Raw genomic sequence first — 18,868 nt, 5'->3', positions numbered from 1 at the left:
GCGACTGCACCAGACCTCCGGACGAAAAGCACAGGAGAAAGCCGACATGGCACGACTCATCGGTGTCGACCTGCCGCGCGACAAGCGCGTCGAGGTCGGCCTCACGTACATCTACGGTGTGGGCAAGACCCGCGCCGCCGAGGCGCTCGCCGCCACGGGCGTGAACCCGGACACCCGGGTTCGCGACCTCAGCGAAGAGGAACTCGTCAAGCTTCGCGACAACCTGGAGCAGTACCGCCTCGAAGGCGACCTGCGACGTGAGGTTGCCGCGGACATCCGCCGCAAGGTGGAGATCGGTTCCTACCAGGGCCTGCGCCACCGCCGTGGCCTGCCGGTCCACGGCCAGCGCACGAAGACCAACGCTCGTACTCGCAAGGGTCCGAAGAAGACGGTCGCCGGCAAGAAGAAGGCCAAGTAATCCAGGCCTTCCGGCCAGTCGGGCACGCAATCGCGTGCCAACCCATTCGCTGAAGTCTTACCCGTAGGAGAAAGTTCATGCCTCCCAAGAGCCGTACGGCTGCGGGCGCCAAGAAGGTGCGCCGCAAGGAGAAGAAGAACGTTGCCGCTGGTCACGCATACATCCGCAGCACGTTCAACAACACCATCGTTTCCATCACTGACCCCACCGGTGCAGTGATTTCGTGGGCCTCGGCCGGCCAGGTCGGTTTCAAGGGCTCGCGTAAGTCCACCCCGTACGCCGCCCAGATGGCTGCTGAGGCTGCTGCCCGCCGCGCCATGGATCACGGCATGCGCAAGGTCGACGTCTTCGTGAAGGGCCCGGGTTCGGGCCGCGAGACCGCGATCCGTTCGTTGGCCGCGGCCGGCCTCGAGGTCGGCGCGATTTCCGACGTCACCCCGCAGCCGCACAACGGTGTCCGCCAGCCCAAGCGTCGCAGCTGAGCTGACGAGAACTTCAAGGAGAAGATGACATGGCCCGTTACACCGGTCCCATCACCAAGAAGTCGCGTCGCCTCAAGACCGACCTCGTCGGCGGCGACAAGAACTTCGAGATGCGCCCCTTCCCGCCCGGCCAGCACGGCCGCGGTCGGGTGCAGGAGAAGGAATACCTGACCCAGCTGCAGGAGAAGCAGAAGGCTCGCTTCGCCTACGGCGTCATGGAGAAGCAGTTCGTCCGGTACTACAAGGAAGCGGCTCGCCGCTCCGGCAAGACCGGTGAGAACCTGCTCATCATCCTCGAGTCGCGCCTCGACAACGTGATCTACCGCGCCGGTCTGGCCCGCACCCGTCGTGCGGCCCGCCAGCTGGTCAGCCACGGTCACTTCGAGGTCAACGGCGTGCGCGTCGACGTCCCGAGCTACCGCGTGGAGCAGTACGACATCATCACCGTCCGTGAGAAGTCGCGCGAGAAGTTCCCGCTGCAGCTGGCCCGCGAGACCGTCGGCGACCGTCCGATCCCGGCGTGGATGCACGTCGTCCCGGGCAGCCTGCAGGTGCTGATCCACCAGCTGCCGACCCGCGAGCAGATCGACGTGCCGCTCACCGAGCAGCTCATCGTGGAGCTCTACTCGAAGAACTGATTCGACTTCCCGGGTTCGCTTGTCCTGCAAGCGAACCCGGGAATCGGTCGCTCTTCACGGCACAACCCTGATCCCGGGGGACAGAGCCCGATCAGGTTTCGTCAGGCGTCAAATAGCGGTCGCCTGTGGAAAGGAAACAACGTGCTCATCGCACAGCGTCCCGTCCTCTCGGAGGAAGTTGTCTCCGAGAACCGCTCCCGGTTCGTCATCGAGCCGCTCGAGCCGGGCTTCGGTTACACCCTCGGCAACTCCCTTCGTCGCACCCTGCTCTCGAGCATCCCGGGTGCCTCGGTCACCAGCCTGCGCATCGACGGTGTGCAGCACGAATTCTCCACGATCCCCGGGGTCAAGGAGGATGTCACCGAGATCATCCTGAACATCAAGGGTCTGGTCGTCTCCTCCGAGCACGACGAGCCGGTCGTCATGTACCTGCGCAAGCAGGGCCCGGGCGTCGTCACCGCGGCGGACATCGCGCCGCCGGCCGGTGTCGAGGTGCACAACCCCGACCTGGTGATCGCCACCCTGAACGACAAGGGCAAGATCGAGATGGAGCTGACCGTCGAGCGCGGTCGCGGCTACGTCTCGGCCAACCAGAACAAGTCCGCAGACCAGGAGATCGGTCGCATCCCGGTCGACTCGATCTACTCGCCGGTGCTGGCCGTCACCTACAAGGTGGAAGCCACCCGTGTCGAGCAGCGCACCGACTTCGACAAGCTGATCGTCGATGTCGAGACCAAGAACTCGATGGCTCCCCGCGACGCGATGGCGTCGGCCGGTAAGACGCTGGTCGAGCTGTTCGGTCTGGCTCGCGAGCTCAACGTCGAGGCTGAGGGCATCGACATGGGTCCGTCGGCCACCGACGCCGCGCTGGCCGCCGACATGGCACTGCCGATCGAGGACCTCGACCTCACCGTCCGCTCGTACAACTGTCTCAAGCGCGAGGGCATCCACACCGTGGGTGAGCTCGTCGGACGCAGTGAGGCCGACCTTCTCGACATCCGCAACTTCGGTACGAAGTCGATCGTCGAGGTCAAGGACAAGCTGCACGAGATGGGCCTTCAGCTCAAGGACAGCCCGCCCGGGTTCGACGCGAGCGCGATTGCCGACCGTTACGAGGACGACGCTGACGAGATCAGCTTCGCCGAGGACGAGCAGTACTGAGCCGCAACGCTTTTCGCGTAGCAAAGACCAACAGGAGAAATCATGCCTACCCCTACCAAGGGCCCCCGCATCGGTGGCGGTCCCGCGCACGAGCGGCTCATCCTCGCCAACCTGGCGCAGTCGCTGTTCGAGCACGACCGGATCACCACCACCGAGGCCAAGGCCAAGCGCCTTCGTCCGCTGGCCGAGCGTCTGATCACCTTCGCCAAGCGCGGTGACCTGCACGCCCGTCGTCGCGTGATGACCGTCATTCGTGACAAGGGTGTCGTCCACCGTCTCTTCGTCGAGATCGCGCCGGACATGACCGACCGTCAGGGTGGTTACACCCGCATCACCAAGATCGCCCCGCGCAAGGGCGACAACGCTCCGATGGCCGTGATCGAGCTCGTCCGCGAGCCCGTCAACGCCAAGCCGAAGCGCGCTGTCGTCGCCGAGGCCGAGGCTGCCACCAAGCGTTCCGCCAAGGACGCGGAGGCTGCTGACGAGGCGACCGCTCCCGCGCCCCTGGGCGACACCGAGGACGCTGCGGCCGGCTCCGAGCCGGGCGATGGCGAAAAGGTCCAGCAGGAGGCCTGAGTCCTCACGCACGCGTGACCGGCGTCGTTCCCGAAAGGGAGCGGCGCCGGTTCGCATCTGCCGGGTCTGCAACTAGAGTCCTGCGTCATGGGCAGGACGCTCCGGCAGGGGGAGATCTTCGCCGGCTTTCGGGTTGAACGACGTCTGGGCGCCGGTGGCATGGGCGCGGTGTACGCGGTCGATCATCCGCGCCTGCCACGCCAGGTGGCGCTGAAGTTACTGACGGCGGACGCCACCGACCAGGGTGCCGCTGCCCGCTTCGAGCGCGAGGCCGAGACCATCGCGCGGCTGGACCACCCGAACATCGTCGGAGTGCTCGATCGCGGCATCGAGGACGGCCACCCGTGGATCTCCATGCAACTCATCGACGGGGTGGACGCCGACAGCCTGCTGCGCAGCGACGGTCCGCTGCCGCTGGGTCGTGTGGTGCACATCGGGACGCAGATCGCCGAAGCACTGGACGCTGCACACTGCCGCGGTGTGGTGCATCGCGACGTGAAGCCTGCCAACATCATGCTTGCCCGCGCCGAGCACGGGCAGTCCGAACGTGCGCTGATCACCGACTTCGGCATCGCCCGGTTGGAACAGGCAGTTGACGTGGGCGGTGCTTCGCCCGGCGAGGATTCCACCGCGCCGGTCGACATCACCGGCAGCCTGGACGGCGTCCGGGCGACCGCGGCGTACGCGTCCCCGGAACAACTCGCCGGTGATCCGACCGACGGGCGCTCCGACCAGTACTCCCTGGCGTGCACCGTGTTCGCACTGCTGACCGGCCACGGCCCGTACCCCGGCCCGGCGCGGACGGCGATCATGGGTCACCTGAACGCCCCGATACCTTCGGCGGACGTCGAGCGTCCCGAGATTCCGAAGGCCGCGGCCGTCGCACTGCAGCGGGCGATGAGCAAGCACGCTGCTGATCGATACGACAACTGTGCGCAGTTGATGCAGCACTTCCGGACGAGCCTGGCGGCGCCTGCCGTGCCTGCTGCGACGAAGCGGAATCGGATGCTCCTGCCGGCCGTCGGTGTTGCTGCGCTCCTCGGGGTCGGCGGAGTCGGACTGTGGCAGGTGCTGGGGGCGGACGCGGACCAGAAACGGATGGTGATCGGCGCGACCACCGCCACTCGCACGACCGCTTCGACCAGCACGAAGCCCACCGAGGACGATCTGTGGCGCAAGGGTGCTCCGGTGCTGGCGATGTGGCCGAACCTGTTCCCACAGTCACCGTCGGCCGAGGGCTACCAGAACATGCTGTGTTCGCCGAACGACGAGGAGAAGTCGTTCCGTAAGGTGCAGAGCTCGTACCGGTTCATCTGCGCGGTGCGGCAGCAGGGACCAAGCAAGCCGGTGATCGATGTCGATCTGGTGGTCTACAAGCCGGGGGACGGGCAACGCGCACAGGACGCCATGGTCGACGGCGTCCCACCGCTCCCGGTCGTCGCGCACGGCACGAAGCTGCGTACCTACCACCTCAACGATCCGGTGGCGGGCAGCTGGATCCTGGTGCGGTACAACGGCTGCTGACAAGAAGGACATCCACATCCAGGTGGGCACGAAGGATGGCTCACTGAGCTACTCCGAGCTGTACGACTGGATCGCAGCCGCCCCGTTCTGAGCGCTTCCCCGTCGAGGTGGCGTGGTCTCGATCGCGGCACTCCGCTAACGCTCCGCACCTACTCGACCACCGTGGATCCGCACGTACTCGACCACCGTGGGTCGCACCTACTCGACCACCGTGGATCCGCACCCGTCTGTCAGGCGGCCGGCGGCTCTTGCGTCGGCGTCGTCTCGCTCTCCAACCACGTGGTGATCCAGGTCTTCAGATCGACGCCGATCTTGTCACTGAAGTGCTTGATGAGGTCGTCGCGGGTGACGTTGCCGTACTTCTTGACCGACGGCCAGGTCTTCAGCGCCGCCCAGAACTTGTCGCCGTAGGCGGTGGCCATGCGGTCGTACATCACGGCCCCGCACACGTAGACGTTGGAGGCTGCGAAGTCGTCCTTGTCGTACTTGCCGGGAGGGCCGGACTGACGGCGCAGGCCGGGTTCCATCGACCGGTAACCACTCATCGTCATCTCGTACGGCGAGAACCCGGCGTGGTCCTCGTACTTCGCCTGGAGGAAGAGAGCCAGACCCTCGTTCAGCCACATGTCACGCCAGTCGACCGGGGAGATGACGTCACCGACCCACTGGTGTGCGTACTCGTGGGCGAGGGTGGGCAGGAAGTATTCGCGCTGATTCGCGGTGCTGTCGCCCATCGTGTTCATCGTCTGGGTCTCCATCGCCGAATCCGACGGCACCATCAGCGAGCCGCCGGTCGCGAACGGGTAGGGCCCGAGGTACTTCTCCAGCCAGGTCAGGATCTCGGGCGACTTCTTCAGACCGTCGACGACACGCGTTCGGTCGGAGCGATCGGGGCGGTACCAGTAGAACAGTGGCAGATCGCGAGGACCCTTGTCGGTGAGCAGCGCGTACTCACCGAAGGCCACAGTGGTCAGGTAGGACGATGCCGGCTGATCGAGGTGGAACCTGCGCACACTGGTCTCGCCGGTGACCTTCTCCGGGCCGGGGCGACCGTTGAACACGCCCTTCGTGCCCTCGTGAGCAGTGAGTGTCGCGTCGTAGAACGCCTTGTCGGCCGGCTGGTCATTGACCGGGTACCAGGTGAACGCCCCGAACGGTTCCTGCATCGTCCAGGCGGTGCCGTCGGGCGACACGGTGAAGCCGAGCCCTTCGTCCTGGTCGCTGCGTTCGGACGGTGCGGGGACGGGCGCCGGGGTGCCGGAATAGTCGACCACGAGTTCGTGGCGGCTGCCCTTGTCGAGCGTGCCGGTCGCAATCTTGAGGACGCTGTCGCCGCGGCTCGAGGTGACCGGTTTTCCGTCGAGAGTGGTCGCGTTGACGGTGAGCGGGGAACCGAGGTCGAACTGGACGTCGGTGCGCTGCTCGGTGACCCGGAAGGTGATCTTCGCTTTGCCGGTGAGCGTCTTCGTGCTGGGCTTCCAGTCGAGCGCGAGGTCGTAGTGGAGAGTGTCGAGGTAGGGCTCACCGCGGTGCGGGTAGTAACTGTCCTCGACCGGGTTCGACTGTGCCGCAGACAGATCCGAGGGCCTGTCGGGCACGGGAGGCAGGTTCGGTTCCGACGGCCGATCGCCGGACGTCGATGTGTCCGGGCCGCTCGGTTCGGACGTGCCGCTCGACGTGGGCGCCGGGGTCACCGACGTGTCGATCCCGTTGCACCCGGCAAGGAGCGACCCGGCGAGGGCGAGTGCGAGCAGTCGGGTGGCTCGATGGCTGCGCCGGCGTACGTCCATTGCTTTCCCCCAGGATTCGGAACGGTCCTCAGGGTAGACGCCGCTGCCGACACTCAGGTTCGAAAAGCCTTGGCCAGCGGCAGGATCGCCAGCACGAGCACCATCGGCACCGCGAATCCGAGGCGCAGGTTGTCGTTGCCCACGGCCCCGGTCATCACGGCGCCGAGGAGTGCGCCGACGTAGTTGAACTGGTTGAACCGCGCGATGATCGCGTCGACCTCGGCGCGCACCATGGCGGGATCAGGATTGGTCAGTGATTCCCGGGCGATGGACGCCGCGGCGGAGTACGACAGCGGCGCGATGACCGAGATACCGAGACCCATCACCGTGAACCCCAGCATCGCGACCCAGCCCGCCGATGCGAAGACGACCGTCGTGAGTCCGATCGCGCCGAGCACGGCTGCGGCGCTGACGAGCGGCACGGCGCCGAAACGGTGGGCCAAATGGTCGCCGGCACCGCGTCCGAGCAAGGAGGCGATCAGATAGGGGAGCGTGGCGATCGAGACCATCGCCGCCGACGCGGCGAACTGCTTGTCGAGGTACGTCGGTCCCCAGGCGGTGACGGCGGTGTCGGCCATGTAGAACAGCACCATTGCGGCACCGACCAGCAGGATGCGACGCCACGGTACGGACGTTCTGCTCTCGCCCTTCTTCTCGCCGATCGGGACGATCGGTCCGCCCACCTTCCGGTACGGAGCGAACACCAGCGCCGCAGGGATGACAGCGAGTCCGAGCGCCGCCAGTTCGAACGAAATCGTATGTGTCGCAAGGGCGCCCAATGTTCCGAAGATGCCGCCCAGCGTCCAGGCACCGTGGAAGGTGGGCATGATCGGGCGCGCGTATTCGTGCTCGACGGCGACGCCCTGCATGTTGCTGCCGGCGTCGACGAGCCCGACCGCGAGCCCGTACGCCGCCATCGACAGACCCGCAGTGAGCATGTTCGTACCCAGCGCGAGCAACGGGAGTGTGAGTGCCATCAGTCCGAAGCCGACCCGCAGCGCGAGCGCGCTGCCGCGGCGGGGAGCGATCCACTCGCCGGCCAGCGAGCCGAGGCCGGATGCGAGGACGAGTCCGAGCAGCAGCACCGACATGTCGCCCGGGCTGAGCTCGAGCTTGTTCTGCATCTGCGGCAACCGGGTGGTGAGCGAAATGAAGACCAGCCCCTGCCCCAGGAACGCCGCCGCCACCGCAGCACGCTGGGAGGCGTGGGAGTGACGGGGGCCGGTCATGGGCGGCATCGTCGCACGCCTGTCTTCACCACGTCCCGGAAAATGAACAATCGTCCAAGATCTCGGCCGCGCCGTTGACCAGCCGGTCGTCCCATGACGGCGCCCGAATTGTCGAGATCGCCGAGGAACTCTGCGAGCCGGATCGGCATGAGGCTCTCCTGAACCACCATGACGACTTGCAAACATCCCTTTGCGGTTCAGGGCGGCCACCGGCTCCGCGAGTCGTTAGGCTGCCGACGTGCGACTACGGGTGGATTTCGGCTACGACGGCACGGACTTCTCCGGCTGGGCTGCGCAACCCGGACGGCGCACGGTCGAGGACGAACTGGCCAAGGCCTGGGCGACGATCCTGCGCGCCGATGCACCCAAACTCACGGTCGCCGGACGGACCGACGCAGGCGTGCACGCGCGCGGTTCGGTCTGCCACCTGGACGTCGACGAAGAACTGCTGGCCAAGCTGCCCGGGCGCTCGGACCGCGACCCGGTGGACGCCGCAGTCACGCGTCTCAACGGAGTGCTGCCGGACGACGTCGTCGTCCATTCAGTGTCGCTCGCTCGGCCGGGCTTCGACGCTCGCTTCTCCGCCAGCTCGCGTCGCTACCTCTACCGGATCGCCGACGCCGACGCGTTCCGTGACCCGCTGCGCCGGCGCGACACCGTCTGGATCAAGTCGCCCCTCGACCTCGACGCGATGGACGAAGCAGCCGCGAAACTGTTGGGGCTCAACGACTTCGCCGCCTTCTGCAAGAAGCGCGAAGGTGCCACCACCGTCCGGACGCTGCTGCGCCACGACTGGGCGCGCGCTGCTGACGGTGTGCTCGAAGGCACTGTCGTCGCGGACGCCTTCTGCCACTCGATGGTGCGTGCCCTGGTCGGTGCGATCGTCCCGGTCGGGGAGGGGCGGCGTCCTGTCGACTGGCCCGCACAGGTGCTGACGGCCGCCGTCCGTGATCCCGGTGTGGCGGTGATGCCGGCGCACGGCCTCAGCCTCGAAGAAGTTGCCTATCCGCCGGACGCCGAGCTGGCCGCTCGCGCCCAACAGGCTCGATCGGTGCGCACGCTCGATTGATCAGCCGCGGTTCGAGGTCGCGGGCGATGCCACCGCCGAGTGGACTTTTTGCACAGAAGTTGTGCAATTGATCGTCCGGCAGTGTGCGGACGTCGCTCCAAGCGGTTTGATTTCGTTGCTACGCAAGGGAATCGCCTGATTTGGGTGGACGCTCGTGCGCTCCCTATCATTGAACAGTTGCCTGCGCCCAGTGCGGCAGGCCGATCCGCTCCACCGAGCGGACCACCCGACAGACCAGAAGGAAAGACGAGTGCGTACCTACACGCCCACGACCGTCGCCGCTCAGGCCGACCGCAAGTGGCACGTCATCGACGCCACCGACGTCGTTCTCGGCCGCCTCGCGGCCCAGACCGCGACGCTGCTGCGCGGCAAGCACAAGCCGACCTTTGCTCCGCACATCGACACCGGTGACTTTGTCATCATCATCAACGCCGACAAGGTCGCGTTGACCGGTGCGAAGCTGGAGAAGAAGCGCGCTTACCGTCACTCGGGCTTCCCGGGTGGCCTGAAGTCGGTGTCCTACACCGAGCTCATGGCCAAGGACCCGGCGAAGGCCGTCGAGAAGGCCGTCCGCGGCATGCTGCCCCACACCTCGCTCGGCCGCAACCAGCTGGCCAAGCTGAAGGTCTACACGGGTTCCGAACACCCGCACGCTGCGCAGCAGCCCGTTCCGTTCGAGATCAACCAGGTCGCGCAGTAAGCGCCCCCGGTTACATAGTTTTCAAGGAGAATCGTGGCTGACCAGCAGATCGACAACGAGGCCCTCGAGGCCGACGAGCCCACCCTGAGCTCGTACACCAGCGAGTCCACCGAGGCCCCGACGAGCGAGCCGACCCGCCGCCCGTCCGCTTCGGCACCGGGCGGTGCCACCGGCCGCCGCAAGCAGGCCGTGGCCCGCGTCCGCATCGTCCCGGGAACGGGCGAGTGGAAGATCAACGGCCGCACGCTCGAGGCCTACTTCCCCAACAAGGTGCACCAGCAGATCGTCAACGAGCCGCTGACGCTGCTCGAGCTCGACGGCGCATACGACGTGCTCGTGCGCGTCCACGGCGGTGGCCCCTCCGGCCAGGCCGGCGCCGTCCGCCTGGGTGTCGCCCGTTCGCTGAACGGTGTCGACGAGGAGCTCAACCGTCCGGCCCTGAAGAAGGCAGGCTTCCTGTCCCGTGACGCTCGCGTCCCGGAGCGCAAGAAGGCCGGTCTCAAGAAGGCCCGTAAGGCACCGCAGTACTCCAAGCGTTGATCCGACGCTTTTCGTCGAACGCCCCGTCGCTCAGTGCGACGGGGCGTTCGTCCTTCTGTTCCGTCTTGCCCGAAAAGGCGACCACTCCAAGGCCCGGCCCCGAAGGCCCAGCGAACTACTGCGGCGGGTCGACGGGATACGGCGCGAGAAAGACCGCCACCCGCTTGGCTCCCGGACTACCCGCACCGATGCGTCGGTAGCGCTCGTTGAGCTCGTCCAGCTCGGCCAGATAAGCGACGAACTGCTCCTCGGTCGCCAGGACCGGCACATCGCGCAGGCCGCACGACTCCTGCCAGATCGAAGCCCACGCGTCCTGATCGTCGATCCAGCGGTGCGCCCGCTGGGCGAAATGGTCGACGTAGTCGTGATCGAGCCAGCGCCCGGTGGGGTCGTCCTCCGCGACGTCGTCGAAGGACTCGTCGTCGTCCTCGTCGTCGGCGATCGCCCAGACCCGGGTCTTGGCGTTGCCCAGGCCGGTGTCCTCGACCAGGCCGGCCGCCTCGAGCACGCGCAGGTGGTAGCTGATGACGCCGGTGTTGGTCTCCAGGACGCGGGCCAGCTCGGCTCCGGTGGCGGCACCGTCAATGCGCAGGTGCGCGACGATGCGCGACCGCAGCGGGTGGGCGAGGGCCCTGCGTGGCTGTGACATCGCCCTCGATCCTAGGCCGTCGTGCCTGGTCAACGCGTCGGCCGTGGCCGGATCGGCGGCACCGGACGCCGTCGGGCGTACACTCGTCCGGATGCTCCGCCTCAGGGCTGCGAGCCCAAGGGAGTGTGAGCAAGTCAAACAAGGGGTCCGTCGTGGCTCCGGCATCGATCGAAGCTAGGTGAGTAAGTGACGCGTCTGTTCGGCACCGATGGAGTACGAGGACTGGCCAACGGCCCGGTGATCAACGCCGACAAGGCGCTGCGGCTGTCCGAGGCAGCAGCCAGGGTCTTCGGACGCACGATCACCGGCGGCGGCGAACGCATGACCGCGGTCGTGGGACGCGACCCGCGCGCCTCGGGTGAGTTCCTCTCCGCGGCGGTCATCGCCGGCCTGGCCTCCAGTGGAGTCGACGTGTACGACGTCGGCGTTCTGCCGACGCCCGCCGTCGCGTTCCTCACCGCAGACCTCGGCGCCAACTTCGGCGTCATGCTCTCGGCAAGCCACAACGCGATGCCGGACAACGGCATCAAGTTCTTCGCTCTCGGTGGCCACAAGTTGCCTGATGAGGTCGAGGACCGCATCGAAGAGGCGATGGACGCCACCCCCGACCGCCCGACCGGTGCCGCCGTCGGACGCGTCCGCCCGTTCACCGAAGGTGCTGCGCGCTACACCGATCGGCTGCTCTCGTCGCTGCCGCACTCGCTCGACGGGCTGCATGTCGTCATCGATGCCGCCCACGGTGCGGCCAGCGAGGTCGGCCCGGATGCGTTCCGCCGCGCAGGTGCGAAGGTCACCGTCATCGGCGCCGAGCCCGACGGTCTCAACATCAACGACGGCTACGGCTCCACCCACCTGGACAAGCTCCAGGCGACCGTCGTGAAGGCGGGTGCCGACTTCGGCGTGGCCTTCGACGGCGACGCCGACCGCTGCCTCGCGGTCGACGCGTCCGGCAGCCAGGTCGACGGCGACCAGATCATGGCGATCCTCGCGGTCGGCATGAAGCAGCGCGGTGCGCTCGCGGGTGACACCCTGGTGGCCACCGTGATGAGCAACCTGGGGCTGCACAAGGCGATGGAACAGCATGGCATCACGGTCAAGCAGACCGCGGTCGGTGACCGTTATGTGCTCGAGGAGATGCGTCGCAGTAGCTACAACCTGGGCGGCGAGCAGTCCGGCCACGTCATTCTGACCGATGTCGGCACCACCGGCGACGGGGTGCTCACCGGACTCATGCTGGCGGCGCAGGTCGCATCGTCCGGCCGCACGATGGCCGAACTTGCCACCGTGATGTCCCGCCTGCCGCAGCACATGATCAACGTCAAGGGCGTCGACAAGGCGGCTGTGGGAAGCAATGCCGCTGTGCAGGAAGCGATCTCGCAGGCGAGCGCGGAGCTCGGCGCCGACGGACGCGTGCTCCTGCGTCCCTCGGGTACCGAGCCGGTCGTCCGGGTGATGGCCGAGGCCCCGACCGCTGAGCTTGCCGAGTCGGTGACCGCGCGTCTGGCGCAGGTGGTCCAAGCAGAGCTGGCGCTCTAGAGCCACCACCCGAAAGTCCGCAGTTCTGGCGAGTTGACCTCGAAGAACTGCGGACAGTCGATTTCCTGCGTCCGTAGAACGCGCGGGTGGAGTCGCCGGTTGTGCGACTTTCAGGTGTGGGGGATGACCTCGTCGCCGAGGGAGATCTCGCCTTCGGAGTCGGGGATGAGGGCAATGGCCATCCAGGTCTTGCCGTCCGAACGCCGGTGCTGCGCAAGGGTTCTGATCGGTTCCTTCGCCGTGCGATAGGTCTGTGGATCGATCGTGGTCATCACGCATCGGTCGACCCGTTTCGCGACCCGGAAGTCGACGTCTGCGATACGGACGCCGCTCCAGCCGTCCTCGGCGAACGCCTCGGGCACGCCGTCGATCAGGATGTTCGAGCGGAAGCGGTCGGATCCGATGGTCGCAGCATCCTCGCCGCGTTCCACCGCGTGTTCGGTCACCCAGTCCTGCAATCGAGCGACGGACGCCGTCGACAGCAGGGTGACCGGGTAGCCGTCCTGAAAAGCGGCATGGTCGTCCGGGCGTGAGAACTCCGGGTTCAAGTGTCGTGCAGTCGGATTCGAGCACCACACCAGATGGAATCCCTGGGTGCCGAGGGCGCGGTCGAGCCAGGCGTCCGCCTGCGTACCGGCGGCCCGCGCGGTCATCGGCGGACGGGTGAACATTCGCACCGAACATTCCTCGCCGTCGTGCGGAAGGTCGACGGTGAGCGGCTCGATGCCGGGCGCCGACAGCCTCAGCGCCACCTGGGCGAGCCCGGTCGCAGCATTGTCGGCCACGACGCTGAACAGCGGCGGGAATTCACGGGCGGAGATCAACTCGCCGAAGTCGTTGACGACCATCCACTCGCGGTCGCCGGCCAGTCCGGCACGGGTGACGGACGCCTTCTCGACCGGTCGGATCGCGGTGCTCTTGACGGGGTGGACGGCCAGAGAGACGACCCGCATCGATCAGCTCTTCCGCTTGGTGCCCGGGAGGTAGCCGGTGTCGATGACTGCCTTCACGAACGGCTTCGCCGTGTCCAACAGACCGGCGGCATCGGGTACGTGCGCCCAGAACGAGGCCGCGCTGTGGTCGGTCTCGCGTTCCATCTCGTCGTAGAGCTTCGCGCCGGCGTCGGTCATCGCACCGTCGGCGCCAAGAACTCCCTTGGCGCGCAACGATTCTGCGGCGCCGTCCCAATCGGCGTCCGACCACCCGCGGGTCTTCTGCGAGATCTTGCGCCCGAGGGTGCGTCGGCGCAGGTCGGGGTCGGGGTGCGGGGCCTCATGGAAGACCAACGCCTCAGCGGGGGAGAGACCGGCGAGGACGAGTGCCGCCACGTGACCGTCGCCGCGGTACTCGCGGGCGATCGTGATCGCGTGCCAGAACTGCAGGTGCGGCTCGTTGGGCCACGGCGCGAAGGCCCACGCAGCGGCCAGCGGGCGTCCGGCGTAGGACGCTTCGCCGATCGCTACGCGCAGCGCGCCGACCATCTCGCTGAGTTCGGGAGCCTCGACGCGGTCACCGAGCGCATCGCGCAGAGATGCATCCACCGCACGGGTCCGCGCTGCGTCCACCTCGGACAGGCCGGCGGTCAGCGCCGCGTTCCAACCGTGGTTCACGTATGCCGGATTGAAGTTGTAGAACGTGGCCGCGACGACCGCGGCGGTGCACCGTCCGAGCGGTGCGGCGCGTCCGCCGAAATAGAGGCCGAGCGGGTCGAGTCCGAGCGACTGCTGAGCGGCCTCGTTGTGCGGGTTGAAGTAGGCGAGCACGTGATACGGCTCGAGGGTCTCGTACGCGGCGCGGGCCATCACGGAACTCATGCGCCGACCCTACGCCCCGTGCGGGTTGAGCCGGCTTCAGTCGAGCGGTTTGAGCAGGCCGGTGTCGACGTCGTAAATGAACCCGCCCACCTCGGCGCGCTCGCCGATCAACGGGTGGCTGCGCACCTTCATCAGGTCGGTGCGCAGCGCCTTGCGCTGGTCGTCGACCACATGGAATCGCTGCCAGGTGGAGTCGGTGCCGGTGAGTTCGTTGATCTTGGCGTGCAGTTCGTCCTCGGTCTGCGCCGCCATCGCGCACTTGGTGTGCGGGATGACGACGATCCGGTTGACGTTCAACAGGTGCACCGCGAGCACGAGTGCCTCGAGGGCCGGCTCGTTGACGCGTCCACCCGGGTTGCGGAAGATCTTCGCGTCACCGGGCTTCAGGCCGAGCATGCCGAGCGGGTCGATACGTGAATCCATGCAGGTGACAACGGCGACACCGGCCTTCGCGATGCCGTCGAATCCCTTGAGCGAGAACGCATCTGCGAACGTACGGTTCGCTTCGAGCAGGTCGTCGAATGCCATGTCATAGCCCCAATCGTGTGGTGATGGTGAATGCGGTCGGCCTCGCGGTGGAAGCGAAGAAGTCGTTGCCCTTGTCGTCGACCACGATGAACGCGGGGAAGTCCTCGACCTCGATCTTCCAGATCGCCTCCATACCGAGTTCCTCGTACTCGACGACCTCGACGCTCTTGATGCAGTCCTGCGCGAGGCGAGCAGCGGGGCCACCGATCGATCCGAGGTAGAAGCCGCCGTGCGCGTCGCAGGCGTCGGTGACCTTCGTGCTCCGGTTGCCCTTGGCCAGCATCACCATCGATCCACCCGCGGCCTGGAACTGGTCGACATAGGAGTCCATGCGGCCGGCTGTGGTCGGGCCGAAGGAGCCGGACGCGTAGCCCTCGGGGGTCTTGGCCGGTCCGGCGTAGTAGACGGGGTGATCCTTGAGGTACTGCGGCATCTCCTCGCCGGCGTCCAGGCGTTCCTTGATCTTCGCGTGGGCGATGTCGCGGGCGACGACCAGCGGACCCGTGAGCGACAGTCGGGTCTTGACCGGGTGCTTTGACAGCTCGGCCAGGATCTCGGGCATCGGTCGGTTCAAGTCGATCGCGACGACATCGTCAGAGCCCTTGTCCTCGAGTTCCTCGTGCGTGGTCTCGGGCAGGAAGCGCGCGGGGTCGGTTTCGAGCTGTTCGATGAACACTCCCTCCGGCGTGATCTTGCCCAGGCACTGGCGGTCGGCCGAGCACGACACCGCGATCGCGACGGGCAACGAGGCGCCGTGGCGGGGCAGGCGCACCACCCGCACGTCGTGGCAGAAGTACTTCCCGCCGAACTGCGCACCGATACCGAAATTGCGGGTCAGCTCCAGCACGCGCTCCTCGAGCTCGGTGTCGCGGAAGCCGTGCGCGGTCATCGAGCCACTGGTCGGCAGTTCGTCCAGGTACTTCGCGGACGCGTACTTGGCTGTCTTCAAAGCGAATTCGGCACTCGTGCCGCCGATGACGATCGCCAGGTGGTACGGCGGGCACGCGGCCGTACCCAGCGAGCGGAGCTTCTCGTCGAGGAACTTCAGCATCGCGTCAGGGTTCAGGATCGCCTTGGTCTCCTGGTAGAGGAACGACTTGTTCGCCGAGCCTCCGCCCTTGGCCATGAACAGGAACTTGTACGTCGTTTCGTGCCCGGCCTGGGTGTCGGCGTACAACTCGATCTGTGCGGGCAGGTTGGAGCCGGTGTTCTTCTCCTCCCAGGTGGTGATCGGAGCCATCTGTGAGTAGCGCAGGTTGAGCTTGGTGTACGCGTCGTACACACCGCGGCTGAGCGCCGCCTCGTCCGGGGCGTCACCCTCGACGAGAACCTGAGATCCCTTCTTGCCCATGACGATTGCGGTACCGGTGTCCTGGCACATCGGTAGCACGCCGGCGGCAGCGATGTTCGCGTTCTTCAGCAGGTCGAGTGCCACGAACTTGTCGTTGTTGGACGCGTCCGGATCGTCCAGGATCCCCCGCAGCTGGCTCAGGTGCGCCGGGCGCAGGTAGTGCGCGATGTCGTGCATCGCGGTGGACGCAAGCAGTTGCAGAGCCGAAGGATCGACCTCGAGGAAGGTTCGGCCGCCGGGGCCCTCGACGGTGCGGACTGCCTCGTCGGAGAGTTTGCGGTACGTCGTGGTGTCGGGCCCGATGGGCAGCAGGTCCTCGTAGGCGAATTCGGCCATCGCTTGCTCCTTGTCGTCGATGCGGGACCAGCGTATTCCCGTGCCGGGCATGCCCGGGGGCAGGATCGGGCGCGTACGCCTGGAACGACGACGGGGTTCCGGTCGGATAGTCGTCGTGTCCGGATCGAGACAAAACGGGTACCGGCGATACGGCCCGAATGACCCAACCATCAGTAAGGTCGGTTTGTCGTGACATTTGTCACATGCGAGTGGTAGGACATGCCGATCACTCGAAAGGACACGACAGGAGCGATCACATGACAGGCCGAACGCCACCTCGGCGCAGTGCCGCGTTCATCGCGGCGACTGCCCTCGTGGCCAGCATGGGGCTCGCTGCGTGCGGCAGCGACGACTCCGCCGGGGGCACCCCGACCCTCACCTGGTACATCAACCCCGACGTCGGTAACGCCGACCCGTCGGCCGCGAAGGGTGGTCAGGCCTACCTGGCCAAGCGTTGCGCGGACGGATCCAAGGGCAAGTACAAGATCAAGGTGCAGTTGCTGCCCAACGACGCGAGTGACCAGCGACTGCAGTTGCTGCGCCGTCTCGCCGCAGGCGACAAGACGATGGACATCATGAGCGTCGACCCGGCGTTCGCCACCGAGTTCGCGGCGGCCGACTACTACGCACCGGTGCCCGACAGCCTGCAGGCGCAGTTCAAGCAAGACCGGGTCCAGTCGTCCGTCGACGCGTCGATGTACAAGGACAAGCTCGTGTCGGTGCCGTTCTGGGCCAACACCCAGCTGCTCTGGTACAAGAAGTCGGTCGCTCAGAAGGCCGGACTCGACCCGCAGAGCAAGCCGGTCACCTGGGACCAGCTGATCGAAGCTGCCAAGAAGACCAACACCCAGATCGGCGTCCAGGCCAAGCTCTACGAGGGCTACGCGGTGTGGATCAACGCGCTGATCACCAGTGCCGGCGGCGCGATCGTCGAGAACCCCGGCGAGACCTACGACAACCTCAAGCTCGGCATCGACAGCGCAGCCGGCAAGAAGGCCGCCGACATCATCCGCAAGGTCGCGACGTCCGGCGTGGCCGGTCCGGCGATCGGTTCGTCGACCGAGACCGAGTCGCTCGGTCTGTTCGACGGACGCAACGGTGGGTTCCTGGTCAACTGGCCCTACACCTACGGCGCACTCGCGAACACCGACAAGAAGGACGTCGGTGCCGCGCTCTACCCGCGCGTCTCAGCGGGCGAGGAGTCCAAGCCCCCGTACGGCGGCATCCAGCTCGCCGTCGGCAAGGAGTCCAAGCATGCCGACCTGGCCTATCAGGCGATCTCCTGCATCACGAACCAGGAGAACCAGACCATCTACATGACCAAGTCGGGCAACCCCGCCAGCCGCAAGAAGGTCTTCGACGACGCAGGCGTGGAGAAGGCCTTCCCCGGCGGCATCGCGAAGTTGATCCGGGAGAACCTCGACAACGCCGCACCGCGTCCGCTCACCCAGTACTGGGGTGACATCTCGTTGGCGCTGCAGCAGCGGTTCAGCCCGCCCGGGGCGCTCACCCCGCAGACCCCGGCGAGCACCCAGAAGTACATCGGCGAGGTCCTCAACGGAAAGGCACTGTTGTGAGTACCGCTACAGAAGCCGCTCCCGACACCCGCAAGCGCAAGGGCGGACTCTCCGACCGCGCGAAGGGTGAGCGGTCGCTCGGATGGAAGCTGGCCGGCCCCGCGTTCATCATCATGCTGCTGGTGACGCTCTACCCGATCGCGTACGCGATCTACCTGTCGCTGTTCAGCTACCGCCTCACCGACCCGAGCGCACGCAAGTTCGTCGGGTTGCAGAATTACATCACCGCTCTGGGTGACGGCCTGTTCTGGGAGGCGTTCATGACGACGTTCTTCATCGTGGTCGTCACGCTGGTGTTCGAGTTGATCCTCGGTTTCGCGATCGCGTTGCTGATGAACAAGGTCGTGCTTCCGCGGCGCACGCTGCGCACGATCGTGCTGATTCCGTACGCGATCATCACCGTTGTCTCCGCGTTCGCGTGGTTGTACGCGGCGCAACCGGACACCGGATTCATCAACCACTGGCTGCACACGCTGAGCTTCGGCGCCTGGGACCTCAACTACGACTGGTTCGGCGGACGCTGGAGCGCGCTGTTCATCATCTGCCTGTCGGAGATCTGGAAGACGACCCCGTTCGTTTCGCTGCTCCTGCTGGCCGGTCTGGCCCAGGTGGACGGCGCGATGGAGGAGGCCGCGAAGGTCGACGGTGCGTCCTGGTGGCAGCGACTGACCAAGGTGATCCTGCCGAACATGAAGGCGGCGATCATGGTCGCCACCCTCTTCCGCACGCTCGACGCGGTGCGTATCTACGACAACCCGGTGGTGATGACCGGTGGTGCGAACAAGACCACGACGCTGTCGATGCTGGTCGGCCGGGAAACGGTCGAACGCGTCGAGATCGGCATGGGCTCCGCGCTCGCCGTGATCCTGTTCATCATCGTGCTCATCATCGCGGGCATCTTCGTCAAGGGCTTCAAGGTCGACCTGGCCGGTGGAGGGAGGAGCTGATCC

19 protein-coding genes are annotated in these 18,868 nt (G+C 66.6%); 12 read left to right on the top strand and 7 right to left on the bottom strand.

What is annotated here, in order from left to right:
• Positions 1-46: 46 nt before the first annotated feature.
• From rpsM to MF407_RS11090, 6 genes are all read left to right on the top strand, one after another.
• On the top strand, positions 47-418 hold the full coding sequence (gene rpsM / locus MF407_RS11115) for a 30S ribosomal protein S13 (protein WP_129626110.1): 372 nt from the start codon (positions 47-49) through the stop codon (positions 416-418).
• A 77-nt stretch (positions 419-495) separates the two neighbouring features.
• Complete coding sequence (gene rpsK, locus MF407_RS11110) at positions 496-900, top strand: 30S ribosomal protein S11 (protein WP_129626112.1); 405 nt, start codon at positions 496-498, stop codon at positions 898-900.
• Between the two features lie 29 nt (positions 901-929).
• Positions 930-1,538, top strand: coding sequence for a 30S ribosomal protein S4 (gene rpsD / locus MF407_RS11105; RefSeq protein ID WP_129626114.1), 609 nt, complete (start codon positions 930-932; stop codon positions 1,536-1,538).
• 141 nt (positions 1,539-1,679) lie between these two features.
• Positions 1,680-2,699 carry a DNA-directed RNA polymerase subunit alpha gene (locus MF407_RS11100; RefSeq protein WP_129626116.1) on the top strand — a complete coding sequence of 340 codons (1,020 nt, stop codon included), beginning with the start codon at positions 1,680-1,682 and terminating at the stop codon, positions 2,697-2,699.
• A 42-nt stretch (positions 2,700-2,741) separates the two neighbouring features.
• Positions 2,742-3,275 (top strand): 50S ribosomal protein L17, encoded by a 534-nt coding sequence (gene rplQ / locus MF407_RS11095; protein ID WP_239702317.1) that lies wholly within the window; start codon positions 2,742-2,744, stop codon positions 3,273-3,275.
• An 87-nt stretch (positions 3,276-3,362) separates the two neighbouring features.
• The gene (locus MF407_RS11090) at positions 3,363-4,799 is read left to right on the top strand and encodes a serine/threonine-protein kinase (RefSeq protein WP_239702316.1); all 1,437 of its coding nucleotides are present in this window, start codon (positions 3,363-3,365) and stop codon (positions 4,797-4,799) included.
• Positions 4,800-5,029: 230 nt separating this feature from the next.
• Here the strand turns inward: MF407_RS11090 and MF407_RS11085 are convergent, their stop codons facing one another.
• The gene (locus tag MF407_RS11085) at positions 5,030-6,397 is read right to left on the bottom strand and encodes a M1 family metallopeptidase (RefSeq protein WP_239702315.1); all 1,368 of its coding nucleotides are present in this window, start codon (positions 6,395-6,397) and stop codon (positions 5,030-5,032) included.
• A 245-nt stretch (positions 6,398-6,642) separates the two neighbouring features.
• A complete protein-coding gene (locus MF407_RS11080; RefSeq protein WP_239702314.1) occupies positions 6,643-7,818 on the bottom strand; it encodes an MFS transporter in 1,176 nt (391 codons plus the stop codon).
• A gap of 238 nt (positions 7,819-8,056) precedes the next feature.
• On the opposite strand from MF407_RS11080, the gene truA reads away from it, so the two are divergent.
• The 3 genes from truA to rpsI all read left to right on the top strand — a co-directional run bounded on the left by truA (position 8,057) and on the right by rpsI (position 10,127).
• Positions 8,057-8,887, top strand: a complete 831-nt coding sequence (gene truA, locus MF407_RS11075; protein WP_239702313.1) for a tRNA pseudouridine(38-40) synthase TruA — start codon at positions 8,057-8,059, stop codon at positions 8,885-8,887.
• A 250-nt stretch (positions 8,888-9,137) separates the two neighbouring features.
• Positions 9,138-9,587: a 50S ribosomal protein L13 gene (gene rplM / locus MF407_RS11070; protein ID WP_129626128.1), complete on the top strand. Its 450-nt coding sequence runs from the start codon at positions 9,138-9,140 to the stop codon at positions 9,585-9,587.
• Between the two features lie 33 nt (positions 9,588-9,620).
• Positions 9,621-10,127 carry a 30S ribosomal protein S9 gene (gene rpsI, locus MF407_RS11065; protein WP_129626130.1) on the top strand — a complete coding sequence of 169 codons (507 nt, stop codon included), beginning with the start codon at positions 9,621-9,623 and terminating at the stop codon, positions 10,125-10,127.
• A gap of 115 nt (positions 10,128-10,242) precedes the next feature.
• Here the strand turns inward: rpsI and MF407_RS11060 are convergent, their stop codons facing one another.
• Positions 10,243-10,776 (bottom strand): helix-turn-helix domain-containing protein, encoded by a 534-nt coding sequence (locus MF407_RS11060; protein WP_239702312.1) that lies wholly within the window; start codon positions 10,774-10,776, stop codon positions 10,243-10,245.
• A gap of 186 nt (positions 10,777-10,962) precedes the next feature.
• Here MF407_RS11060 and glmM point away from each other — a divergent pair, with 186 nt between their 5' ends.
• Positions 10,963-12,312: a phosphoglucosamine mutase gene (glmM, locus tag MF407_RS11055; protein ID WP_129626134.1), complete on the top strand. Its 1,350-nt coding sequence runs from the start codon at positions 10,963-10,965 to the stop codon at positions 12,310-12,312.
• Positions 12,313-12,422: 110 nt separating this feature from the next.
• On the opposite strand, the gene MF407_RS11050 is transcribed toward glmM, so the two are convergent.
• The 4 genes from MF407_RS11050 to MF407_RS11035 are packed head-to-tail and all read right to left on the bottom strand — an operon-like array spanning position 12,423 to position 16,341.
• Positions 12,423-13,265: an MOSC N-terminal beta barrel domain-containing protein gene (locus MF407_RS11050; protein ID WP_239702311.1), complete on the bottom strand. Its 843-nt coding sequence runs from the start codon at positions 13,263-13,265 to the stop codon at positions 12,423-12,425.
• A 3-nt stretch (positions 13,266-13,268) separates the two neighbouring features.
• On the bottom strand, positions 13,269-14,126 hold the full coding sequence (locus MF407_RS11045; protein ID WP_239702310.1) for a hypothetical protein: 858 nt from the start codon (positions 14,124-14,126) through the stop codon (positions 13,269-13,271).
• 36 nt (positions 14,127-14,162) lie between these two features.
• Positions 14,163-14,654 carry a carbonic anhydrase gene (locus MF407_RS11040; protein ID WP_129626140.1) on the bottom strand — a complete coding sequence of 164 codons (492 nt, stop codon included), beginning with the start codon at positions 14,652-14,654 and terminating at the stop codon, positions 14,163-14,165.
• A 1-nt stretch (position 14,655) separates the two neighbouring features.
• Positions 14,656-16,341: a fumarate hydratase gene (locus MF407_RS11035; protein ID WP_129626142.1), complete on the bottom strand. Its 1,686-nt coding sequence runs from the start codon at positions 16,339-16,341 to the stop codon at positions 14,656-14,658.
• 257 nt (positions 16,342-16,598) lie between these two features.
• Between MF407_RS11035 and MF407_RS11030 the strand changes: the two genes are divergently transcribed.
• Both MF407_RS11030 and MF407_RS11025 read left to right on the top strand, forming a co-directional pair.
• A complete protein-coding gene (locus MF407_RS11030; RefSeq protein ID WP_239702309.1) occupies positions 16,599-17,918 on the top strand; it encodes an extracellular solute-binding protein in 1,320 nt (439 codons plus the stop codon).
• The gene (locus MF407_RS11025) at positions 17,915-18,865 is read left to right on the top strand and encodes a sugar ABC transporter permease (RefSeq protein WP_239702308.1); all 951 of its coding nucleotides are present in this window, start codon (positions 17,915-17,917) and stop codon (positions 18,863-18,865) included. Before MF407_RS11030 ends, MF407_RS11025 begins: the two co-directional genes overlap by 4 nt.
• The last annotated feature ends 3 nt before the right edge of the window (positions 18,866-18,868 follow it).

Origin of the sequence: Yimella sp. NH-Cas1 (genome assembly GCF_022359705.1) — a bacterium.
GTDB classification, from domain to species: domain Bacteria; phylum Actinomycetota; class Actinomycetes; order Actinomycetales; family Dermatophilaceae; genus Yimella; species Yimella lutea.
Note: the sequence above shows the minus strand (reverse complement) of the source record. Positions and strands in the feature narration are given on the sequence as shown.